The organism is Campylobacter concisus (assembly GCF_003048605.1).
Taxonomy (GTDB): domain Bacteria; phylum Campylobacterota; class Campylobacteria; order Campylobacterales; family Campylobacteraceae; genus Campylobacter_A; species Campylobacter_A concisus_BM.
In genome coordinates this window covers 187,303-209,701 of the sequence record NZ_PIRX01000003.1, presented here as the reverse complement: position 1 = coordinate 209,701, position 22,399 = coordinate 187,303, and the positions used below count along the sequence as shown (strand labels likewise).

General features: G+C 41.0%; 25 protein-coding genes and 1 pseudogene. 13 read left to right on the top strand and 13 right to left on the bottom strand.

Annotation, left to right across the window (positions count from 1 at the left end; genetic code table 11):
• Window positions 1–11 precede the first annotated feature (11 nt).
• Genes purE through CVS86_RS03490 form a run of 3 tightly spaced genes read right to left on the bottom strand, consistent with a single transcriptional unit; the run spans window position 12 to window position 2,511 of the window.
• On the bottom strand, window positions 12–506 hold the full coding sequence (purE, locus tag CVS86_RS03500; protein ID WP_107790986.1) for a 5-(carboxyamino)imidazole ribonucleotide mutase: 495 nt from the start codon (window positions 504–506) through the stop codon (window positions 12–14).
• Window positions 503–1,762 (bottom strand): peptidase U32 family protein, encoded by a 1,260-nt coding sequence (locus CVS86_RS03495; protein WP_107790985.1) that lies wholly within the window; start codon window positions 1,760–1,762, stop codon window positions 503–505. The genes purE and CVS86_RS03495 overlap by 4 nt, the downstream gene beginning before the upstream one ends.
• Entirely contained in the window at window positions 1,762–2,511 is a 750-nt protein-coding gene (locus CVS86_RS03490; RefSeq protein ID WP_107790984.1) for a chemotaxis protein, read from the bottom strand. Before CVS86_RS03490 ends, CVS86_RS03495 begins: the two co-directional genes overlap by 1 nt.
• A 136-nt stretch (window positions 2,512–2,647) precedes the next feature.
• Here CVS86_RS03490 and CVS86_RS03485 point away from each other — a divergent pair, with 136 nt between their 5' ends.
• On the top strand, window positions 2,648–3,427 hold the full coding sequence (locus tag CVS86_RS03485; protein ID WP_103620664.1) for a histidinol-phosphatase: 780 nt from the start codon (window positions 2,648–2,650) through the stop codon (window positions 3,425–3,427).
• Window positions 3,428–3,514: 87 nt separating this feature from the next.
• Window positions 3,515–4,945 (top strand): type I glutamate--ammonia ligase, encoded by a 1,431-nt coding sequence (glnA, locus tag CVS86_RS03480; RefSeq protein ID WP_107790983.1) that lies wholly within the window; start codon window positions 3,515–3,517, stop codon window positions 4,943–4,945.
• 420 nt (window positions 4,946–5,365) lie between these two features.
• Here the strand turns inward: glnA and CVS86_RS03475 are convergent, their stop codons facing one another.
• On the bottom strand, window positions 5,366–7,027 hold the full coding sequence (locus CVS86_RS03475; protein WP_107790982.1) for a DNA polymerase III subunit gamma/tau: 1,662 nt from the start codon (window positions 7,025–7,027) through the stop codon (window positions 5,366–5,368).
• A gap of 117 nt (window positions 7,028–7,144) precedes the next feature.
• Between CVS86_RS03475 and CVS86_RS03470 the strand changes: the two genes are divergently transcribed.
• Window positions 7,145–7,753, top strand: a complete 609-nt coding sequence (locus CVS86_RS03470) for a LysE/ArgO family amino acid transporter (RefSeq protein ID WP_234399220.1) — start codon at window positions 7,145–7,147, stop codon at window positions 7,751–7,753.
• On the opposite strand, the gene ccoS is transcribed toward CVS86_RS03470, so the two are convergent.
• The 3 genes from ccoS to CVS86_RS03455 are packed head-to-tail and all read right to left on the bottom strand — an operon-like array spanning window position 7,688 to window position 10,952.
• Window positions 7,688–7,957, bottom strand: a complete 270-nt coding sequence (gene ccoS / locus CVS86_RS03465; RefSeq protein ID WP_107790980.1) for a cbb3-type cytochrome oxidase assembly protein CcoS — start codon at window positions 7,955–7,957, stop codon at window positions 7,688–7,690. The two genes, CVS86_RS03470 and ccoS, sit on opposite strands and share 66 nt — an antisense overlap.
• On the bottom strand, window positions 7,957–10,335 hold the full coding sequence (locus CVS86_RS03460) for a heavy metal translocating P-type ATPase (protein ID WP_107790979.1): 2,379 nt from the start codon (window positions 10,333–10,335) through the stop codon (window positions 7,957–7,959). The genes ccoS and CVS86_RS03460 overlap by 1 nt, the downstream gene beginning before the upstream one ends.
• On the bottom strand, window positions 10,332–10,952 hold the full coding sequence (locus CVS86_RS03455) for a transcriptional regulator (protein ID WP_107790978.1): 621 nt from the start codon (window positions 10,950–10,952) through the stop codon (window positions 10,332–10,334). The genes CVS86_RS03460 and CVS86_RS03455 overlap by 4 nt, the downstream gene beginning before the upstream one ends.
• Window positions 10,953–11,098: 146 nt before the next feature.
• Between CVS86_RS03455 and CVS86_RS03450 the strand changes: the two genes are divergently transcribed.
• The 3 genes from CVS86_RS03450 (at window position 11,099) to CVS86_RS03440 (ending at window position 12,969) form a co-directional block, all read left to right on the top strand.
• A complete protein-coding gene (locus tag CVS86_RS03450; RefSeq protein ID WP_002941830.1) occupies window positions 11,099–11,482 on the top strand; it encodes a RidA family protein in 384 nt (127 codons plus the stop codon).
• An 11-nt stretch (window positions 11,483–11,493) separates the two neighbouring features.
• Window positions 11,494–12,579 carry a pyridoxal-phosphate dependent enzyme gene (locus CVS86_RS03445; RefSeq protein ID WP_103650659.1) on the top strand — a complete coding sequence of 362 codons (1,086 nt, stop codon included), beginning with the start codon at window positions 11,494–11,496 and terminating at the stop codon, window positions 12,577–12,579.
• A 69-nt stretch (window positions 12,580–12,648) separates the two neighbouring features.
• A complete protein-coding gene (locus CVS86_RS03440) occupies window positions 12,649–12,969 on the top strand; it encodes a hypothetical protein (RefSeq protein ID WP_103650658.1) in 321 nt (106 codons plus the stop codon).
• Window positions 12,970–13,040: 71 nt separating this feature from the next.
• On the opposite strand, the gene CVS86_RS03435 is transcribed toward CVS86_RS03440, so the two are convergent.
• The 3 genes and pseudogenes from CVS86_RS03435 to CVS86_RS03425 all read right to left on the bottom strand — a co-directional run bounded on the left by CVS86_RS03435 (window position 13,041) and on the right by CVS86_RS03425 (window position 15,208).
• Window positions 13,041–13,364, bottom strand: coding sequence for a DUF1566 domain-containing protein (locus CVS86_RS03435; RefSeq protein ID WP_103650657.1), 324 nt, complete (start codon window positions 13,362–13,364; stop codon window positions 13,041–13,043).
• 160 nt (window positions 13,365–13,524) lie between these two features.
• The gene (locus tag CVS86_RS03430) at window positions 13,525–14,043 is read right to left on the bottom strand and encodes a DUF1566 domain-containing protein (RefSeq protein ID WP_141090368.1); all 519 of its coding nucleotides are present in this window, start codon (window positions 14,041–14,043) and stop codon (window positions 13,525–13,527) included.
• A gap of 59 nt (window positions 14,044–14,102) precedes the next feature.
• Window positions 14,103–15,208 (bottom strand): annotated as a pseudogene (locus tag CVS86_RS03425) (cation diffusion facilitator family transporter).
• A gap of 142 nt (window positions 15,209–15,350) precedes the next feature.
• On the opposite strand from CVS86_RS03425, the gene rho reads away from it, so the two are divergent.
• Window positions 15,351–16,694, top strand: a complete 1,344-nt coding sequence (gene rho / locus CVS86_RS03420; protein WP_021092197.1) for a transcription termination factor Rho — start codon at window positions 15,351–15,353, stop codon at window positions 16,692–16,694.
• 142 nt (window positions 16,695–16,836) lie between these two features.
• On the opposite strand, the gene CVS86_RS03415 is transcribed toward rho, so the two are convergent.
• Complete coding sequence (locus CVS86_RS03415) at window positions 16,837–17,049, bottom strand: transcriptional regulator (RefSeq protein ID WP_103575997.1); 213 nt, start codon at window positions 17,047–17,049, stop codon at window positions 16,837–16,839.
• Between the two features lie 159 nt (window positions 17,050–17,208).
• Between CVS86_RS03415 and CVS86_RS09970 the strand changes: the two genes are divergently transcribed.
• Both CVS86_RS09970 and CVS86_RS03410 read left to right on the top strand, forming a co-directional pair.
• Complete coding sequence (locus CVS86_RS09970) at window positions 17,209–17,385, top strand: hypothetical protein (RefSeq protein WP_234399219.1); 177 nt, start codon at window positions 17,209–17,211, stop codon at window positions 17,383–17,385.
• Window positions 17,386–17,405: 20 nt separating this feature from the next.
• Entirely contained in the window at window positions 17,406–17,810 is a 405-nt protein-coding gene (locus tag CVS86_RS03410; RefSeq protein WP_234399218.1) for a hypothetical protein, read from the top strand.
• Between the two features lie 48 nt (window positions 17,811–17,858).
• On the opposite strand, the gene CVS86_RS03405 is transcribed toward CVS86_RS03410, so the two are convergent.
• Complete coding sequence (locus CVS86_RS03405) at window positions 17,859–18,338, bottom strand: GNAT family N-acetyltransferase (RefSeq protein ID WP_107790976.1); 480 nt, start codon at window positions 18,336–18,338, stop codon at window positions 17,859–17,861.
• Window positions 18,338–19,441 (bottom strand): transcription termination factor NusA, encoded by a 1,104-nt coding sequence (gene nusA / locus CVS86_RS03400; RefSeq protein WP_012139939.1) that lies wholly within the window; start codon window positions 19,439–19,441, stop codon window positions 18,338–18,340. The genes CVS86_RS03405 and nusA overlap by 1 nt, the downstream gene beginning before the upstream one ends.
• A gap of 172 nt (window positions 19,442–19,613) precedes the next feature.
• On the opposite strand from nusA, the gene CVS86_RS03395 reads away from it, so the two are divergent.
• The 4 genes from CVS86_RS03395 to CVS86_RS03380 are packed head-to-tail and all read left to right on the top strand — an operon-like array spanning window position 19,614 to window position 22,353.
• Window positions 19,614–19,856, top strand: coding sequence for an HP0268 family nuclease (locus CVS86_RS03395; protein WP_002941786.1), 243 nt, complete (start codon window positions 19,614–19,616; stop codon window positions 19,854–19,856).
• Window positions 19,856–21,157: a tRNA (N6-isopentenyl adenosine(37)-C2)-methylthiotransferase MiaB gene (miaB, locus tag CVS86_RS03390; RefSeq protein WP_107790975.1), complete on the top strand. Its 1,302-nt coding sequence runs from the start codon at window positions 19,856–19,858 to the stop codon at window positions 21,155–21,157. Before CVS86_RS03395 ends, miaB begins: the two co-directional genes overlap by 1 nt.
• Window positions 21,138–21,917: a lysophospholipid acyltransferase family protein gene (locus CVS86_RS03385; protein ID WP_107790974.1), complete on the top strand. Its 780-nt coding sequence runs from the start codon at window positions 21,138–21,140 to the stop codon at window positions 21,915–21,917. The genes miaB and CVS86_RS03385 overlap by 20 nt, the downstream gene beginning before the upstream one ends.
• Window positions 21,907–22,353 carry a hypothetical protein gene (locus CVS86_RS03380; RefSeq protein WP_107790973.1) on the top strand — a complete coding sequence of 149 codons (447 nt, stop codon included), beginning with the start codon at window positions 21,907–21,909 and terminating at the stop codon, window positions 22,351–22,353. The genes CVS86_RS03385 and CVS86_RS03380 overlap by 11 nt, the downstream gene beginning before the upstream one ends.
• The last annotated feature ends 46 nt before the right edge of the window (window positions 22,354–22,399 follow it).

Here is a 22,399-nt window from a genome sequence, read left to right as displayed (position 1 = left end):
CGCTTCTCCTTTTATAGTATCACTTCAACCTTTGAAGAGTCTTCCTCTAAGGCCTTTATCTTTGCCTTTCTGTCGGCCTTTAGCGCGCTTGCTAGCCCCTCATCTTCAAGGGCTAAAATTTGCACCGCAAGATAGGCTGCATTTATCGCGCCAGCCTTGCCAATGGCTAAGGTTGCCACTGGCATGCCACTTGGCATTTGCACAGTTGAGTAAAGTGCATCAACACCGCTTAGAGCCGATCCTGCCATTGGTATGCCGATCACTGGCTTTGTTGTGTTTGCAGCGATCGCTCCAGCTAGGTGGGCTGCCATGCCAGCAGCTGCGATGAAGACTTTTGCGCCCTTTTTCTCGGCATTTGCGACATACTCGCTAGTTCTTTTTGGGCTTCTGTGGGCTGAGCTGATTATCAGTTCATATTTTACGCCAAATTTCTCCAGAGTCTTTGCCGTCTCGCTAACGATCTCATAGTCGCTTTTACTTCCCATTATAATAGAAACAAATTTCATATTTTCTCCCTTAAAAAACTAAATTTTGGCAGCTTAACGCCGAGGTTTATCTCATTTTCATTGCCACTGTGAATTTCGCTCATGACCTTGCCTTTTTTGGTGATGAGTTGCTTAAATTTGATAAATTTCTTGCCATCTTGCGAATAGACCTTTGAAATTTCATTTTCACTATCGTCTATGTGTGAGCCAGTTGGCGCCACGATCTCATAGCCCTTATCTGGGAAAATTTTATATTTACATTTAAAAAACTCACCGTCTTCGCTTATGGCATTTACCTGATGAGTGCCCTCTTCTAGGCTGCTCGTGTGATTTTGCGTATCGGTTCGCTCATAAGGTCTATGAACCAAGTAGCCATCTGTAAAGCCGCGATTTTTCAGTGTATTTATCTCATTTTCATAAATTTGCGCGTCAAATTTATCATCCATAGCATCATCTATCGCCATTTTATAGGCTCTTGCAGTGCAAGCTGCGTAGTACTCGCTCTTTGTGCGGCCCTCTATCTTAAAGCTATCAATGACACCGCTATCAACGATCTCTTTGATGTGCGAGATGAGGCAAAGATCCTTTGAGTTCATGATATGAGTGCCATTTTCGTCCTCTTCTAAGCGAAAAAGCACGCCGCTCTCTTCGTTTTTGGCGTAGAGTTCATACTTAAATCTGCAGTCGTTTGCGCAGCTGCCGCGGTTTGACATACGTCCGCTTTGCACTGAGCTTACCAAGCACCTGCCAGAGTAGGCAAAGCACATAGAGCCATGGACGAAAATTTCAATGTCAAGAGTTGGAATTTCCTCTTTTATCTTTATAACATCTTTTAAATTCATCTCTCTAGCCACGACGATGCGTTTTGCGCCCATATCGTGATAAATTTTAGCGTCCAAAACGTTCATAACGTTTGCCTGAGTAGAGAGATGTATCTCGATATCTGGAGCGATCTCTTTTGCTAGGCTCATAACGCCTGGAGTTGCGATGATAAAGGCGTCTGGCTTCATCGCTGAGATGGTTTGCAAGTGCCTTTTTAGCGGTTCTATCTGAGAGTTAAAAGGGAAGGCATTTATGGTCGCATAAAATTTCTTTCCCTTTGCATGAGTGTAGTCTATCGCCTCTTTGAATGTTTCAAGGTTAAACTCCCTTGCCGATCTAGTCCTTAGCGAAAAGCTAGCCACCGAGCCATAAACAGCGTCGGCTCCGTATTCAAGGGCGATTTTAAGTTTTGTTAAATTTCCAGCTGGAGATAAAAGCTCAGGCCTTTTTAGCACTATTTTTTACCTAGACTTTCTATCAAGGCTTCGATGTCGTCGTTGCTGACAAGGTTTTCAGTCGTTGTATCACCAGCGATATGAACAGCAGATCCCACGCGTTTATCATCATCGATACGACCTTCAAACAAGGTATTCATATATTTGCTAAGCGCCCTCATAACGTTGATAACACGCTCGATCTTTTGTCTGTGGATGTCTTGATACTGCATCATATCCATAGCCATCATGATCTCATCTTGTCCCATTTGTAAATTTGAGATGATGTTATCGATCGTGCCAAGAAGTGCGTTGTTTTTCTCTAAAGCCTCGCTAAATGCAGCAATATTTGGAAATTTCTCACTTAGTGTCGTAAATAGCTCAACATTTGAGTTTATCGCCTCTTTTAGGCTATTTGAGTCGCTCTCAGCGTCCATAAAAAAGTTATTTATCGTCTCAAGCTTGTCAAACATCTGAGTAGCTTTCTCTTCGCTATCTCTTGTCACATCGTCAAGCTGATGCACCATTTTGTGGTCTTCAGTTGGTGGTGGCGGTGGCCAAACACCGTCTGCGCTCACTCTGTAGTTTTCGCCATGTTTTGAACTATTTGCTTGTGGCTCATCTGCTTTAGCACTCATTGCCTCTGCAACTTCTGCTACCTCGTCTGTTTCCTCTTTGACGTCCGCGACCTCTTGGCTGGCATCTTTAGTATCACCTAAATCATCCTCTAATCCGCCCGCCATAAGCGCGTCAAGTTCCTCTTGGGTCATAAAAGCTCCTAATAAAATTTGCCTTGATTATATAGGATTTAAATAAAAAGAAAGTTTAAAAAGTATGCGTTTATCTTTAAATTTATCAAATTTTAGGTAGCATTTTTGAAAAATAAACGACTTTAAAAGGCTAAAAATGACCGTCGATCTTCACAACCACACACCTCTTTGCAACCACGCAGTTGGCGAACCGCTAGAATTTGTGAGATGCGCCATAAAAGCTGACACAAAATACTTTGGCTTTAGCGATCACGCGCCGATGAACTACGATGAAGCTTATAGGATGAAATTTGAAGAGATGCAAAGCTACGAAGACGAAATTTTACGTTTAAGAGATGAATTTAGCGGCGAGATAGAAATTTTGCTTGGCTACGAGATGGACTTTTTAGATGGCTTTATGGACGAGCGAGTTTTTGCTAGAAAGGTTGATTATCTAATAGGCTCTGTGCATTTTTTTAACGGCTGGGCGTTTGACAACCCTGAATTTATCGGCGGTTACGAGGGCAAAGACTTGGATCAAATTTGGCAGGAGTATTTTGACCATATAGAAAGATCGGCTAGACTTGGTAAATTTGACATCATGGGGCACATCGATCTTTTAAAACTATTTAAATTTTTACCCAAAAAAGATGTCAGGATCCTGGCCAAAAACGCGGTAAAAGCGATAAAAGAGGCAAATTTGGTAGTCGAGATAAACGCAGCTGGCTTTAGAAAGCCTATCGGCGAGCAATATCCAAGCGTAAATTTACTTGAGCTAATCGCTGAAAATGACATCACTATTACCTTTGGCTCAGATGCTCATGCCAAAGAAGATATCGGTAAAAACGGCGAAATTTGCGAGCAGATAGCTAGAAATTTGGGGTATTCAAAGTGTGCGATATTTAAAAATAGAGATAGAGAATTAGTAAAATTTTAGTTTGGGGTCAAATAAAATATAAAAATAATCTTAAATATAAAATTTTGTGATACAATACGAAAATTAAAAACCAGAAGGAGATAAAAAATGGGAAAATTTGTCCAAAACATCGATCATTTTTTTGATTTTTGCAAAGAAAATGAAGTTAAATTTGTAGATTTTAGATTTACCGATCTAAACGGCGCTTGGCACAGCATAAGCTACAACATAAAAGCTGTTACAAAAGAGAATTTCACAAACGGCATCCCAATGGACGCTAGCTCGATGAACGGCTGGCAGCCAATCGACAAGAGCGATATGATAATGAAGCCAGAAGCGACATCTGCGTTTTTGGACCCATTTACCTCTGATATCACAGTCGTCGTTTTTTGCGATATCTACGACATTTACAAAGGTCAAATTTATGAAAAATGTCCTCGCTCGATCGCAAAAAGAGCGATGCAATATGTAAAAGATAGTGGGCTTGGCGACGAGGCATATTTTGGCCCTGAGAATGAATTTTTTGTATTTGACAACGTCAAAATCATCGACAGCCCAAACTGCGCGATGTATCAAGTAGATAGCGAAGAAGGCGAGTGGAACGACGCTGCAGACTTTAAAGATAGCTACAACACAGGTCACCGCCCACGCAGAAAAGGCGGCTACTTGATGACCCAGCCAATCGACAGCATGGTCGATCTAAGGGCTGAAATGATGCAAGTTTTAGAACAAGTTGGCCTTGAAGTATTTTTAGGACACCACGAAGTCGCACAAGGTCAAGGCGAGATCGGCGTGAAATTTGGCAACCTGGTCGAGGCTGCTGACAACGTTCAAATTTACAAATACGTCGTTCGCATGGTAGCCCACCTAAACGGCAAAACAGTTACATTTATGCCAAAACCGCTTTATGGCGACAACGGCAGCGGCATGCATGTGCACCAGTCTGTCTGGAAAGACGGCAAAAATTTATTTTATAAAGAGGGCGGATATGCGAATTTAAGCGACTTTGCAAGATACTACATCGGCGGCGTTTTAAAACACGCAAGAAGCGTTGCAGCCTTCACAAACCCAAGCACAAACAGCTACAAACGCCTAATCCCAGGCTTTGAAGCGCCATCTATCCTCACTTACTCTAGCCAAAACCGCTCAGCGAGCATCCGCATACCCTACGGAGCTGGCGAGAAGTCAGTTAGGGCTGAGATGAGATTTCCAGATAGCACAGCAAACCCTTATCTAGCCTTCTCAGCGATGTTAATGGCGGGTCTTGACGGCGTTAAAAACAAATACGAGCCAGTTGGTCCGATGGATGAAAATTTATTTAAACTTCACCTCGATGAGATCAGAGAGCGCGGCATCGAGCAGCTACCACACACACTTCGTGGCAGCCTTGAAGCGCTTATCCGCGATAACGAATACCTAAAACCGATAATGAGCGATCTTTTCATCGACACTTATCAGCACATGAAATTTGAAACTCAGGTTTGGCCTTACGAAGCACGTCCAACCGCTTATGAGTTTAAGACTTGCTTCTCTTGCTAAAACGCAATCTCCAAGCTTTTTTGGGCTTGGGGATTTTTTTTAAATATAAAGTCTATATAGTTAAATTTTGGTCTAAATTTGGCTTTACACACAAGAATAAATTTAAAATTTAGTAAGACTAAACTCATATAAATTTAGAAATTTAAAGCTTATAGATAAAAATAGTCATAGCACATAAATTTGAGCTAAATTTGATTTTGCAAACAAGGGGTAAATTTGCCAGAATTTTAAATTTATCTGCCTCATTAAAAGCTCAAATTTAATAAGCCCTAGCTCTTTTAAATTTGCAATATAAATTTAGGATTTCATTTAATCAGGATAGCAGCAAATAAATTCATTAAAAAACTTTTATTTAGAAATTTACGCCAAAAAGCTAAATTTAAAGCGCAAAATCAAGCAAATTTGCAAAAAGCCAAATCCCTAGCTATTTTGCACTTCAGGCTGTCCAAAGAGCCTATTTGCCTCTTTTATCACGCTCTCTTCTCTTTGCTTTTTAAGCTCCTCTGGGCTTTTACTCTGACTTAGCGACATCAGCTCTTTTGCAAAGTCATTTTGAGGCTGAGATAGCGCATTTACCCTATTTTCAGACGCAGCAGGCTCGCTTGCTGGCTCATCTTTTTGCTCGTCTTGCTGCCTAGCCTTTATCTTGGCGATCTCCTCGTCAAGGTAGCTATATTTATCCTGTGGCTCTTGTGGCGGAGTTTGTGGCTCAGGCTTTGGGGCAGGAATTTGCGTCTTAGCATTTACGATCTTGATTTTTTTACCAAAAATTGTATGTAAAATTTCATGCATTACGCCCCAACTTTTTTTGAAAAATGCCAGCTCATCGCCAGTTGCATTGACGACTAAGCCAAGCTCATTTTCATTTAAAAAGCTAAAACTTATGTGATTTTTAAAAATTTCACCAAGCTCAAAACTTCTATCATAAATTTTTGCCACAAACTGCTCGTATGGCGTCTTTGGCGCTTCTTTTATGGCTAAAATTTGCTCACTCACGCCAGCTTTTGGCTCGATCACAGCCACGCTAGGCTCGCTCTTAGCAAGCTTTATGGCTTCATCGATATCTTGTAAATTTAGCGCCTCTATCATCATAAAAAGCATAAGCATCAGCACAAAACCGTTGTCGCTTGACACGCTTAACATCGACTTTGCCTGCGCCAAAATCCTAAAAAATCTCTCATATATAAGAAGCGAAAATTTTGGGTCGTTGTCTAAAAATCTCTGCTTTAAATTTGCCAAAATTTCATCTATGATCATCTCTGGCTCATAGGTCTCAAGCTCGGTCACAAGCACTCTAATGGCGTTTTTATCGGCATTTGCGACGTGCTCGATGATCTGCTCGATCCTACTTGGATCAAGAAGTCCAAGCATCGCTGCCACGCTTGATTTTGTGATATTACTAGCGCCATAAATGATAGCTTGATCAAGCAGCGTTAGCGTATCTCTTAGCGAGCCGCCGCCACTTCTAGCTAGTATCTCAAGCGCCTCCCTCTCGTAGCTCACGCCCTCTTTACTAAGGATAAATTCAAGGTGTTTTACGATCTCATATCTGCTTATCTGTTTAAATCTAAAATGTTGCGTCCTTGAAAGCACTGTCGTTGGCAGCTTGAGCGGATCGGTGGTCGCTAAGATAAATTTAACATAGCTTGGCGGCTCTTCAAGCGTTTTAAGAAGGGCATTAAACGCCTCTTTTGTTAGCATATGCACTTCGTCGATGATGAAAATTTTATATCTAGCAGCCGTAGGAGCGTATTTTGTCTGCTCGATGAGCTCTCTTATGTCGTCGATCTTTCTGTGGCTGGCTGCGTCCATCTCGATGATGTCCATGTGACGCGACTCGTTTGCCATCACGCACTGCGCGCAGACCTCGCAAGGCCTAGAAGTTGGCCCTTTCTCGCAGACCAAAGCCTTTGCAAATATCCTAGCACTAGATGTCTTACCGCTTCCCCTAAGGCCTGAAAACAAATAAGCATGGCTCACTCTATTTTCATCAAGTGCATGGGTTAGGCTCTTGCTTACGGCTTCTTGTCCGATGAGCTCGTCAAAATTTTTTGGTCGATATTTTAGGGCTAGTGCTTGCAACTGCTTTCCTTTTTGCAATTTTAATTTGCTGATTTTATAAAAAAAGGCATAAATTTATGGTTATGATAAAGTTAAATTTTGCTAAATTTAAGCCAAACTTTAGCTAGAAGGATAAATTTGCAAGCATTTTTGTCTGGATTTTTCACCTCTTTATCGCTCATTTTAGCCATTGGCGCGCAAAACGCATTTGTGCTAAAACAGGGCATCAAAAGAGAAAATATCTTTATCATCTGCCTTATTTGCGCCATTAGCGACGCCCTCTTGATCTTTGCAGGAGTTTTTGGGCTTGGTAGCCTCGTGCAAAATTTTTCTATCATCAAGCAAATCGCCCTATATGGTGGCTTTTTATTTTTACTTTTTTACGCGCTAATGAACTTTCACACGTGCTTTTTTAAAGATCTTAGCATGGATACCAGCAGCGATTATGCCAGATCAAATTTAAAGAAAAACATCCTTTTAACGCTCGCTTTTACTTGGCTAAATCCTCACGTCTATCTTGACACGATGATCCTAATAGGCTCGGTTTCTACCAAATTTAAAGATGAAAATTTGATCTTTGGCGTGGGAGCTAGCCTTGCCTCATTTTGCTTTTTCTTCGCACTTGGCTATCTGGCTAGGTTTTTAGCGCCTATTTTTGCAAGGCCCATCTCATGGAAAATTTTAGAGTTTTTTGTCGGCCTCGTCATGCTCGCCCTTGCTTTCATGCTCCTTTTTGCTAGCTTCTAGCCTCTTTTTTAGCGCCTCTTTTTTGCGAAGTTCGAGCTGGTAGGCTTCATTTAGCGCGTCTTCATCGTCCAAATTCGCTCCGTCTAAAAATTTGCGGTAGTCTTCAAACTGCCTATTTTTTATCCCCCAAAGCACGCCAAAAAGCAAGGCCGCCCCCATCAAAACCGAGATAAAAACAAGCATCGCAAGAGTCGTTGTATCCACTATTTATCCTTAAATTTTCTAACTATAAAAAGCGAGTTTAGTATGACGCTTAGCGAGCTTGCCGACATGAAAAGCGCGGCAAATAGTGGCATGACGTAGCCACAGACAGCAAATGGCAGGCTAAGGGCGTTATAAAGCAGGCAAAAGAGTAAATTTTGCTTTATCGTTTTATAGGTAAATTTTGAAATTTTCACCGCTTTTGCAAGGCTTTGAAGGCTATCATCAAGTAACACGACATCGCTTTTTTCTAAGCTCACCGCCGCGCCACTTCCCATGCAAATGGCCACGTGAGCAAGGCTTAGCGCAGCTGCGTCGTTTATGCCGTCCCCTACCATCAGCACCTTTTTGCCTTGATGTTTGAGACCAGCTATAAATTTAGCCTTTTCATCAGGCATCATCCCTGCTCTAAACTCGCTCACACCAAGCTCATCTGCCACATTTTTTACCACATTTTGCACGTCGCCACTTAGGATACAAACCTTCATGCCAGCACTCTTTAGCTCCTCTATTAGCGCCTTTGCTTCGGGCTTTACACTATCTTTTAGGTAAAATTTAGCCACCAGCTCACCCTGCTTGCCCACAAAAAAGCTCACATTTTCTTCGCTCTCTTCAAATTTCACCCCATTTTCAGCCAAAAAGCGCTTGCTTCCAGCGACAAAGCTCTCGCCTGCGATATCAGCACTAACCCCTTTTGCCACGCTTAAATTTGCATTTTCAAGCTCAACTTTTTTTGCCCCTTTTTGCCTTAAAAACTCAGCCACCGCAACGCTTATTTGGTGGTTTGAGATGAGGCAAAGCGAGTAAATTTTATCAATACTCACGTCCTCTTTTATAAAAAACTCGCTCACTTCAAATTTAGCCTTTGTAAGCGTCCCAGTCTTGTCAAAGACTGCCACATCGCACTTTGCAAGGCTTTCAAAAAATTTAGCCTCCTTAAAAAGCACCTTGTTTTTAAAGGCAACCCCAAGGGCGCAAACACTGCTAACTGGCGTGGCAAGGGCAAGCGCGCAAGGGCAAGCGATGACGATGACGCTCACAGCTGTCACTATCGCTTCTGAAAAGCTAAATTTAAAGTACCAAAACCAAAATGTAAAAAATGCCAGAGTTAGCACGCTAAGAGAGAATTTCGAGGCGATTTTATTGACTGCTAGCTCGATATTTGGCTTTTTTAGCTCTGCGTTTTGGAGTAAATTTATAAGCTTATTAAGATATGAGTTTTTAAAAATTTGTCCTGCCTCATAGACGATCTGCCCGTTTAGACAGACAACGCCACTTTTGACCTCGTCCCCACAGCTTAGTAAAAGTGGCAAGCTTTCGCCTGTTAAGCTTGAGCTATCTATGCTTGCCTCGCCACTAAGCACCACCCCATCAAGCAGTGCCCTTTCGCCTGATCTAAGCACGATCTTTTCGCCTAAATTTACATCTTTTGGCTCTTTTAAAATGTCATTGCCATCTTCTAAAACGCACACTTTTGCAAGCAACATATCGCTTAAGAAATTTGAGGTCTCAAGTGCCTTTTTCTTGCCTAAAATTTCTAAAAATTTACCGATAAAAACAAAGGTTATGATCATCGCTACCGAGTCAAAATAGCTCTCGCCACTTCTTGTAAACATCGCAAAGATCGAGTAGATATAGGTTATGCTAGCCCCAGTGATAACGAGCAGGTCCATATTTGGTGAGGCATTTTTAATGGCGATTTTTGCCCCTTTAAAAAACTCGCTGCCAGTGTAGAAAAGCACAGGCGTTGCCAACACAAACTGCGCGAAACTTAAAAGATCCTTCACGTCGCTTCTGATACCGCTAAAGTAGCCGCCATACTGCGCGATCGCCAGCCACATGATATTCATCGTAGCAAAGACGCCAACAAGCGCTTTTGCGTAGAAATTTCGCCTTTTTTTGACTAGCTCATCCTCTTTTTGGCTCGCTGCGTAGGGCTTTGGAGTGTAGCCAACGGCATAAATTTTCTCAATTATTTGCTCCACCAAAAGCTCTTGCTCATCGTAAACAATGACCGCCTTTTGACTAAGCGAGTTGATATTTACCTCCAAAATTCCAGGCAGGCTAAAAAGTGCCTTTTCAAGTAGCCAAATGCACGCCGAGCAGGTGATACCGTCAATCAGAAGCGAGATTTTAGAAAACTCGCCCTCTTTTGCCACCAGCTCACTAAAATTTGCCGCTAAATTTTTGACATTTGCGCCGCTACTTGCAGGATTTAGCGTGTTTTTGCCAAGCCTCTCGTAAAACTCGCCAAGGCCACTTTCATTTAAAATTTCATAGACGCCTTTGCAGCCGACGCAACAAAACTTAAGCCCGCCTTTAGCCTCTATCATCGCGCTTTCATCAAAGCTTTGCTTGCAGTGAGCGCACCTACACTTCATGGACGCTTCTTTTTAAGCTGGTCTAAATAGCCATATATCGTGATCTTTGAGACGTTTAGCTTGGCTGCTACGACCTCGATAGCGCCCTTTATGTTAAAAATGCCCTTTTCGTTCATAAAGCCCACGAGTTCTAGCTTTTGCTCCTTTTTGAGCTTTTTGCCCTCATTTTTGGCGATGATCTTGTCGATCAAATTTAAAACGATCTTTGTCACATCGTCGTTTTGCTCGCTCTTTGGCTCATTTTCACTCGTTTTTAAGAAATTCCCAGCCATTTCAAAAAGGCTCTTTGCCACGCTCGCATCGACATTTACGCATATAGCCCCGATGATCTCGCCGAGCTCGTCTCTTATGAAGGCGGTTGAAGACTTCACTAGCTTTTCATCTTTGGTAAAAAAGTAGTTTGCTACGTAGTCGTCTTTGAAATTTTTGCTGTTTAAAACCTCGCTTACAAGGTGGTCAAAGCTTTGTCCGACCTTTCTGCCAGTGACGTCTCCAGCTACATAGACGACTGAGCGCTGTGGGTTTGAGAGATCGTGCAGGACGACTTCGCAGGCAAATGGCGAGCTTTTTTGTATGAGATTTGCCGTTGGGATAAATGCCTTTAATATATGGTGCATAAGGCGCCTTTTGTTTTTGTTTAAGTTTAGCCAAAATATTTTTAAATTTTCGATAAGAAAAATATAATTTTTTATGAAAATTTATGAAATTTAAGTGGTAATAATAATTTTTTATCTATAATTTTTTAAATTTTTAAGGAGAAAATATGAAAATTTACGAAACAGAAATTTCAAAAAAGAAAAAGGCTCACTACTCTTTAGCGACCGAGCACAACGGCATCCTCTACATCTCAGGTCAGCTTAGTATGGACCCAGAGACTAGGCAGATCCCAGAGGGGCTAAAGGCGCAAACAAGGCAGGCTTTAAAAAATCTTGATAACGTGCTAAAGCTGGCAAATGCGACGAGAAACGACATCTTAATGTGCCGCATCTATACGCCAGATATCGACTTTTGGGACGAGATAGACGACGAGTATGCGCTATTTTTTGGCGATCACAAGCCAGCTCGCGTCGTAGTACCGACAAACAAACTTCACTTTGGCTGCCTGCTAGAGATCGAAGCTACAGCGATACTCGATAGAAAAATTTAAAAGGAGCAAAAATGCCTAAATTTATCTGCTCAAAGTGCGGCAAGAGCGCAGACTTTGAGACGCCTATATTTGCGTGCGAGTGCGGTGGGCTATATGATCTGGAGTTTAAACCGGCCAAATTTGATCTAAATTTGATCGATCAGCGCGAGTTTAGCCTCTTTAGATACCGCAAATTTTTCCCTATCAAAAACGAGCTTTGGCGCGATATCAGCCTTGGCGAAGGGCTAACAAAGAGCGTGAAATTTGATGACGCACTCTATCTTAAAATGGACTATGCGATGCCAACACTCTCTTTTAAAGATAGGGGTGCGGTGATGCTTATTTGGTTTTGTAAAACTCATGGCATCAAAAAGATCTTGCAAGATAGCAGCGGAAACGCTGGAAATTCGGTCGCCGCATACGCTGCTAGAGCTGGCATAGAGTGTGAAATTTACGTCCCAAAAGGCACAAGTGAGAAAAAGATAAAGATGCTTGAGTACTACGGCGCAAAGGCGGTTGTCTTTGACGGCACGCGCGACGAGACGGCAGATGCTTGCAGAAAAAGGGCAAAAGATGAGGGCATATTTTACGCAAACCACGTATTTAACCCGCTTTTTTACCAAGGCACCAAAACATATATATATGAAATTTACGAGCAGCTTGGCTTTGTCCCTGAAAATCTCTTTTTGCCAGTTGGCAACGGCACCTTGCTAATTGGCAGCCAGATCGCGCTAAATGAGCTATATGAGGCTGGAGCGATCAAAAAACTACCTAAAATTTTCATCGTTCAAAGCGAAAAGTGCGCGCCATTTTTATGGGCAACAAGCGAGCCACGTGCGATCAAGCCAGAGCCAACTTTGGCTGAGGGCATAGCGATAGCAAAACCTGCTCGTGGCGCTGAGATATTAGCTAGCCGCTACGCGGGCGAGCGCGAGGTGATCACGATAAAAGAAGAGGATATTGAGCCAGCTAGAAATTTCCTAGCAAGCCGCGGTTTTTACGTCGAGCACACCACAGCAGCGATCTACGCGGCATACGCAAGCTACGTAAAATCACACAAGATAGAGGGCAAAAGCATCATCTCGATGTGCGGCGCTGGTCTGAAAAGCGAACACTGATTTTTTAAATTTTATCGCTTTAGTTTTTTGCTTTTTGCGCATGTAAGCGAGTGCAGTCTTTTTTGACGGATGCGTCGATTTGGCGGTAAATTTGACGAATTTAAATCGTCTATCAAATTTGATAGCCGATTTTTGCCTCGTTTTCGAGTGTTTAGCGGAGTTAAATTTGATGAAGCCAAACTTACGATGCTTAAATTTACATGTAAATTTTATAGCCGAGTTTTTGCACCGAGCGGACTAAATTTGGCAGACGTTTTGCAAAAGCCGTCAAATTTTGCAGTAGATTTTTGGCAAAACTCACATTTTGAAAACGCTGGCAAATTTACGAGCGAATTTTTAACGCTTGCAAATTTGAACATCGCAAAATTTATGAGTCGTAAGTTTAAATAAAATTCGGCTCATTAAATTTCAGCCTCAAATTTAACTATAAAAAACAAATTTAAGGCGCATAACCCGCCAAATCAATCATTTCTCACGCACCGCACGAAATACTGATCAGATGAACCATTAAAACCAATATGCCCATCGCTAAAATTTACGCCCCATACATACAATAAATCCTTTATATATTTTGTTGAGCTCCAATAAAAAAGATATTCCAGCTCTGGCAAATGCTTAAAAACCGAATTTATAGTTAAATTATATTTTTCCACATCGGTAATACTTGAGAGTTCCTCTATGGTAGGCAATCTCCAATCTTCAAAACCTGCAAGATTTACTAACCTACAATACTCACTGGCTTGTTCAAATGTTCCTTTAAAAATTTGTTTCTCATCTTGCCACATCAATCTGCCTAACTTTTTCTCACTACATATAACTACATGCTTATAGTTGTCACGATAGCATATTAAGCTTAGCGTATCAGCATTTAGTAGTCCACAAAGAAGCAAAGAAGTAACTATGTTTTTTTTCATATTTTCTCACTTTGTATTTAAATTTTCAAATTTAGTACTCTAGCACACATCGAACATAACAGCGACTAAATAAAAATGCCCAATCTTCATCACTGGTTTCAAAATCCAAAACAAACCATTTGGATGAATCTCTAGCGTACCCAGTAGTAGAACTCCAGTACCAACCATATTTTATCTCGCTGTTATCGCTTTTTGTATATGCGGTGTTTTTAAAGATATTGTTAATAGCAGGATTAAATTTACTTTTATCTGATATGCTTCTTAACTCCTTTATAGTTGGCAATCTCCAGTTGTCAAAGCCCGCGAAATTTAAATTTTCGCAGTACTTTACTGCTTCGTCATAAGTACCTTGATATATATCCTCGCCGTCTTGCCACATTAGCTTATAAATGTCGTCTTTGACGACCTCTCGTCGGTTGTCCCGGCTAAAGCCCGCCGTAACCCCGCTTTCAATACCTATAGTATCTTTAACAAACCCCATTAAATCAAAGCCAAACGCCGCACCGTAGCAGAGCGCACAAGCCAGCGAAGCGGTTATTGTTTTTCTCAATACATCCTCCTTTGAAATATTTATTAAACAACAAAATTATACCAAGGCAATAAATATTTTCACGCAAATTCCCTATCTATAACGATGAAAATTTTATATCCTGGATAGTTTAACGATACCTCACGCTCGATCGCAGCACGTAGCTCGCCTAAATTTCTCTCAGCAAAATCAACCACCACGTCAAACCTCACGCTCTTTTTCTTGGTGTCTATAAAAAACGCATGAAATCCACGCACACTGCTAAAGCGTGAGAGTAAATTTGCCACGCAGGCACGGCTCCCTTCTTGACCTAAATTTACGCTATAAACGCCAAAAACCAGATATATCCTATAAATTTTATATAGCTCGATCTGAAGCTCATTTAGCCTTTGCGAAACCTCACTAAGTGGCAAATGCTCGTCTATCTCGACATTTATAGAGCCCACGTAACGCTGCGCGCCGTAGTTATGCAGTATCAAGTCGTATGCCCCGCGCACGATCTCACAGCGATTTACAGCGGCGTAAATTTCATCACTGATCTCTTTTTCGACGCGCTGTCCGATGATCTTATCAAAGGTCTCTTTTATCAAAAGCACGCCGTTTATGATGATAAAAAATGATGCCAAAGCGCCCGCATAGCCATCTATCTGAATGTTGGCAAAGTATGAGAGTGCTGCTGAAACTAAGATCACGCACGAGATGATAGCATCACCTAAAGCCTCTTGCCCTACGGCTCTAAGCGAGATAGACTTGGTCTCTTTGCCTATCCTTTGTAGTAAAATCCAAGTGCAAATTTGACGAATATCGCGCAGAACAAAAACACTAAAAACGGCATCGTAAAGATTGTAGGCTCTGGCGCAAAGATATTTTCTACCGATGTTTTTAAAAACTGAAAACCAAGCATCAGTACGATAACCGAGACGATGAGACCGCCGATATACTCAGTCCTACCATAGCCATACGGATGATCCTCGTCAGGCATCTTACTAGCTAGCTTTGAGCCAAATATCGTGATGATACTTGAGCCTGCATCACTAATGTTATTTATAGCATCTGATATCAATGCAACTGAGTTTGAAACCATAGCTATAAAAATTTTAGCTCCAGCTAAGAAAAAATTTGTAATTATGCCGATAAACGCCGTTTTTATTATATTTTTTTCGCGTTTGCCGTCTTTAAAATCCATCATTTTGAGATCCCTTTTCATTTTTGGCAAGATTATATCATTTCTTGACAACAAAGTTTTATTTTTATAAAATGCCAAAACTTTCAAAAACTTTTGAAGCTTAGAAATTCTGCAGTCTTATCCCCGCATTTAAAGAGGAAAAATGGAAAACAACAACCAAACCGAGCAAAGTGCTGCTCAAAGCACAAAAACTACAAAAAAACATCAAGCATCAAGAACCCACGTACCAGTCGACGGACACAAGATCGAAGAGCTAAGAACGCTTAGCTTAGACGAGCTAGTGCAGATCGCAAATGGCGTTGGCGTCGAAAATCCACGTGAATTTCGCAGACAGGATTTGATATTTGAGATACTAAAAACCCAGACAAAACAAGGTGGCTTTATACTATTTACTGGAATTTTAGAGATCACAAACGAGGGCTACGGCTTTTTAAGGGCTGTTGATGCAAATTTAAGTGACAGCTCAAACGACGCTTATGTTTCAAACTCTCAGATCCGCAAATTTGCACTTCGTGTGGGCGACATCATCACTGGCCAAGTAAGAGAGCCAAAAGATCAGGAGAAATACTACGCCCTTTTAAAGATCGAAGCGGTAAATTATATGCCTCTAGCAGACGCAAAAGAGAGGCCACTCTTTGACAACCTAACCCCACTTTTCCCAACCGAAAAGCTAAATTTAGAGTATGATCCGATGAAGCTAACGGGCCGTGTGCTCGACCTTTTCACGCCTATTGGCAAGGGTCAGCGTGGCCTCATCGTCGCACCTCCAAGAAGTGGTAAAACTGAGCTTATGAAAGAGCTAGCTCACGGCATCGCTAAAAATCATCCAGAAGCCCAGCTAATGGTGCTTTTGGTTGATGAAAGACCAGAAGAAGTTACAGACATGCAGCGCTGCGTAAAAGGCGAGGTTTTTAGCTCGACATTTGACCTGCCAGCGCTTAACCACGTCCGCGTAGCAGAGCTAGTCATTGAAAAAGCAAAACGTCTAGTTGAGATGGGCAAAGATGTCATCATCTTGCTTGATAGTATAACCCGTCTAGCACGCGCCTACAACACAGTGACCCCGCCAAGCGGCAAGGTGCTAACAGGCGGCGTAGACGCAAACGCACTTCATAAGCCAAAACGCTTCTTTGGTGCAGCTAGAAATATCGAGCATGGCGGCTCGCTAACCATCATCGCAACCGCACTGATCGACACTGGCTCACGTATGGATGAAGTGATATTTGAAGAGTTTAAAGGCACTGGTAACAGCGAGATCGTGCTTGATCGCAACATCTCAGACCGCAGAATTTACCCAGCTATCAACGTGCTAAAATCAGGCACCAGAAAAGAAGAGCTACTTCAAAAGCCTGATGAGCTTCAAAAAATTTGGGCTATTCGCTCTGCGATAGCTACAATGGACGACGTCGAAGCGCTTAAATTTTTATACGCAAAAATGCTAAAAACAAAAGATAACAAAGAGCTTCTCTCTATCCTAAACGAGTAAATTTAACTGAGCTTGAAGCGCTTGCTTTGAGCTCAAATTTTCACTTAAAATATAAACTCTAGCTTTTCTAGCCAAAAATATCTTAGAAATTTTGAATTTTCTAACACTTTTGATTATAAAAGAGATTACGATTTTTAAACGATTATTTACTAAATTTTTCTATATCTTGATTGATTAAATTTTCATATTCGCAAAGCTCGTTGCAAGTCTTTTTGCTCTGCTCGATAAGCTCGTCAAATTTAAATCCAAGCATCACGATACGATAAAGGTTTGGCTTGTGTTTTCGCCAGTTGTAAAGCGTTGCGACATCAACGTCTAAATGATAAGCCATATCACGTTTTGTCATCTTACCCACTTTACACTCCTTTTTTCGAGTGATTTTATAAATTTTATTCTGATAAGAAAACAATTGAATTATTTTATGTTTTTTATTAATTTCATTGAATATTTAAACTTTATTTAATATAAGAAAATTTAAAATAGCCGCGTAACATTTTTTAAATAAGGAGTAAAAATGAAAAATGTAGTTTTAAAGGTTGCTTTAGGTTTAAGCCTAGCTAGTGCCGCTGCTCTAGCGCAAGGAGCGTTTGTGGGAGTTGAAGGAGATTACTCTTTTAGTTCAAAATTAAAAGCAAATAGCGATAGAGTGGCACATCAAAAGTCAAAAAAGCACAACCCGGTCTTGGCATAAAAGCTGGTTATGACTTTGATGTGGCTAGAGTTTATGGTGCTTACATATATGATTTTAAAGTTAAGAAAACAGCAAATGACGAAGATAAAAGCGTAGCTGAGTGGAAAACTCATAAATTTATAGTTGGAGCTGACTACACTCCAAGCGTAGCAAAAGATCTTAAACTAGTTCTTGGTGGCTATACTGGTTTTTCAAAACTAAAAATAAAAGGTGGCGATGCTGAAACTCCGATGGAAAGTGCTAGCACAAACGGCTGGATACTAGGTGCAAGAGTTGGTGCCGAATACTCTATCAACGAAAATAATGCGGTTGAGTTTGGTCTAAAAGCTGATAGAACTGACTACGGCAAGATCAGCAAATTTGATATGATTGATGCCAAAGAGACAAACCTCGGTCTTTATATGGGATATACATATAAATTTTAATCACTCACAAGCTCAAATTTCAAAGCAAATTTGAGCTTTTGCTAGAAACTATAAATTTATCAGCTTTTCTAAATTTTCGCCGTCTAAGCGGTAGGTTCTCCACTCAAGAGATTGATTTTTGGCACCCATGCTCTCATAAAATTTGATACTTGGCTCGTTCCAGTTTAGGCAGCACCACTCAAGCCTTTTTAAATTTTCATCCTTGCAAATTTGAGCTAGAAATTTAAAAAACGCCTTGCCGATGCCTTGATTTCTAAACTCTTTTTTGACGTAGATGTCCTCAAGATAGATCCCGCCAAGCCCTAAAAATGTAGAAAACGTGTAAAAATAGATAGCGTAGCCAATAGCCCTGCCCTCGCTTTCGCAAACAAGGGCTTTTGCGTGATTTTTATTAAAAATGGAGTCTGCGAAAATTTCATTTGTAAAAGTGACTTGATCACTCATCTTTTCATAGCTCGCAAGCTCTCTTACAAGCTCGCAGATCACGTCTATATCGCCTTCAGTCGCTTTTCTTATTTCAAATTTCATTAGTTATCACCAAAGAGTGCTTTTAGATCCTTGACCATTTCGCCATTTTCGCCGCTGCTGCTAGTTTTTGAGCCAAGCTCATTTAGCTCGATCTCATAGCCAGTTAGCATGCTTGCCAGGCGGATATTTATACCGTTTTTGCCAATCGCCTTACTCTTTTGCTCGCTCGCAAGTGTCACGATCGCCTTGTTTTCTTCGATCTTTACAGATGTGATGATCGCAGGCGCCATAGCGCGAGCTACCAAGATCGCTGGCTCGGTGGTGTATTCGATCGCATCGATGCTCTCACCATGAAGCTCTTTGCTTACGGCATTTATCCTAACACCCTTTGTGCCAACGGTTGCGCCGACTGGATCGATATTTGGAGTGGTTGAGATGAGCGCTACTTTTGCTCTTTCGCCAGGGATCCTCGCACTTCCTTGGATGATGATGCCACCATCTTTTATCTCAGGCACCTCTGAAGTTAGCAGCGCTTCAAGAAATTTAGGCGAAGTCCTTGAAAGTTCGACCTTTATGCCTAAATTTTTATCTGTAAAAACTTTTCTAATGACCGCTTTTACCACGTCGCCCACTTTAAATTTCTCGCCTTTTATGCGGTTTTTACGTGGCAAGATGGCACGAAGCTCGTCTATCTCGATAAATGTGTTTTCATCGTTATCGACCCTTACAACTGGACCAAAGACCATGTGACCGCTCATCTCATTATATTTTTGTAAAATTTTCTCTTCTACTAGGCGCTGGATGTGATACTCAAGCTCTTTGTGAAGCGTTTGAGCTGCGGTTCTGCCAAGGTTATCAAGGCTTAGTTCGTAAGTGAGCTCATCTCCGATCTCTACGCCACTATCTATCTTTTTAGCCTCTTTTAAGCTTAAAAAGTGTTCATTGTCTTCAGCAAGTCTCTCATCGTCGTTTGCTACGATTGAAATTTTTTGATAAAGCTTTAAATTTTTATTAGCATCGATACTCACGTCATACTCATAATTTTCGCCATAAACCCTTTTTGCAGTGTTTATCAAGGCTCTTATGACGCGCTCTTTTACATCTTCTATCTCTAAATTTTTCTCATTTGCAATTGACTCTATAATGTCTGATATTCTTTCCATTTTTTCTCCATTGTGACGATAAATTTCGGGGATTTTTCGTGAAGTTTTGAAATTATACATGAGCCATACTTTTAATAACTTTAAGCTTGTTATTAACTTTTATTTAATCCTTTTTTTATGATGATTTGGGTATATTGACCGATTAAAATTTAAGATTTTGAAAGGATTAAAAATGGAGCTAAAACTTGCAAGAGCCGAATTAGACGCAAAACCAAAAACGATTTCACTAGAAAAGATAGAGGCAGCTGTCGAAAAAGAGGGTCAGAAAATTTTCTATTTTGATAAAGAAAACACACACAAACAGCTAATCGCCTTAGTCGAGCACTTTGAAGAAAAAGGGCTAAGCGTTTATCACAGAACCGTGAAATACGGGCTTGATGATAGCGATTATATGTATGAAGTGCATATACTTTAATGAGTAAAAAACTCTTTATCCAAACTCTAGGTTGTGCTATGAATGTTCGTGACAGCGAGCATATCATAGCCGAGCTCTCACAAAAAGAAGACTACTCCTTAACACAAAACATCGAAGAAGCTGATTTAATCCTTATAAATACCTGCTCAGTTCGTGAAAAGCCAGTTCATAAGCTCTTTAGCGAGGTTGGAGCCTTTGAAAAAGCCAAAAAAAGAGGTGCTAAAATAGGCGTTTGTGGCTGCACTGCAAGCCATTTGGGTAGTGAAATTTTCAAGCGCGCACCTTATGTTGATTTTGTCCTTGGCGCAAGAAATGTTAGCAAGATCACAAAGGCGGTAAATACACCTAAATTTATCTCAACCGACATCAACCACGACGAGAGCGAATATGCATTTGGCGAATTTAGAGGCTCGCCATATAAAAGCCACATCAACATCTCAATCGGCTGCGATAAAAAATGCACCTACTGCATCGTCCCACACACTAGAGGCGATGAAATTTCTATCCCTTCAAGCCTCATCCTAAAAGAGGTAGAAAAGGCCGCAAAAAGCGGCGCAAAAGAGATATTTTTACTAGGGCAAAATGTCAATAACTACGGCAAAAGATTTTCAGGCGTGCAAGAAAATATCGATTTTAGCGACCTGCTAGTGAAGATAAGCGAGATAGAGGGTGTTGAGAGGATAAGATTTACAAGCCCACATCCACTTCACATGGATGATAAATTTCTTGAAATTTTCACAAATAACCCAAAAATTTGTAAATCTATGCACATGCCACTTCAAAGCGGAAACACCAAAGTTTTGCGCGAGATGAAGCGTGGATACACAAAAGAGTGGTTTTTAGACCGCGCGCTAAGACTTAGAAAAATGTGCCCAGACGTGAGCATCTCAACTGATATCATCGTCGCATTTCCAGGTGAGAGCGACAATGAATTTGAAGATACGATGGACGTGCTTGAGCAAGTTAGATTTGAGCAAATTTTTAGCTTTAAGTATTCGCCTCGTCCGCTTACAAAAGCAGCTACTTTTACAAATCAAATAGATGATAAAACCGCCTCAGAAAGGCTAACGCGCCTGCAAAATCGCCACAGCGAAATTTTAGACGAGATCGTGGCGGCACAAAAAGATAAAATTTTTGATGTATATTTTGAAGAGCTAAGAGCAAATGGCGGCGTTGCTGGACGAAGTTTTAACAACTTTTTAGTTCAAATTGATGGCAGTGAGGAGCTTCTTGGCACTACGCAAAAAGTAAAGATCACAAACCCAAAACGAATGGTTTTGTATGGCGAGCTGCAAATTTAAAAATACCCTTGAAAAGCTCGCCACGAGCGTTGGCGTCTTTTTCATCTACATTTTGATGTGGCTCATTTTTCTAACCTGCAAAAAGAGCTACACTCCAAATTTCTTACCACAAAATGGCTGCGTCGTCGTCTTTTGGCACGGCAGGCTTAGCTTTATGAGCTTTGCTTACAGACGCTGGTGGAGCAGCCAAAACAGAAAACAAGGCAAGGTAATAATCAGCGACCACAAAGATGGCGAGCTAATCACCAGAATAATCAAATTTTTTGGCATCGGCACCATTAGAGGCAGCAGCTCAAAAGGCGGCGCAAGGGCGCTCATAGAAGCCCTAAGAGAGATAAAGCAAGGCCACGACGTCATCATCACACCAGATGGCCCACGCGGTCCAAGACACAGCGTAGCAGACGGAGCTGCGGTGATCGCGCAAAAGTCATCTTGCAAAATTTACGCTCTAAATTTCGAAGCAAACTCATTTTGGGAGTTTAAAAGCTGGGATAAGATGATACTTCCAAAGCCATTTTCAACTATAAAATTTAGCCTCTCAGCGCCTTTTAGCGTGGCAAATTTAGAGCAAAAAGAGGCAAAAGAGAAGATACAAAACGAGCTTTGGCAGGCCTCACAAAATGACGGTGGCAAGAGCGTGGAGCAAAACAAAGAGGACTTTAGGTCAAATTTAAAAATTTGGTGGAAAAAATATGCTCACAAAAATCCGCAAATAAGTGACGAGATAAGAGAAATTTTGGACGAAATTTATGAAAAATAAAATTTCTATCTTTATAGCCATTTTTATAATAGCCTTGTTTGGGCTATTTTTTTACAGCGACAACTCCTACAAGCTCGCTCTTGAAGCGAAATTTTACTACGAGAGCAAAGAGTATGAAAAGGCTATAAATTTAAGCCAAAAAGCCCTTGATCTTGACGCATACAATAAGATGGCCGCCACCACGCTTAATCAAAGCAAGGCAGCTATGAAATTTAACTCATACATAAAAAACGGCAAAGAGTATCTTGAACGCATCAAAAAAATGAGCCAAAATGGTGTCAGTAAGGCTGATAATGAGCGCATCAAAATGATGTGTGATGTGATGATAGAGGATTTTGAAAATTTGAGAAATTCTGCACTGCTTGATGATGAGCTAAAAAGCGAAGCTCTGAAGATGAAAGAGGCGTTTGCAAAACTAAAAAACGAGCTGTTTTAAACTTATTTAATCCCTTTTTAGCTAACATATCAAAAATAATGCACTA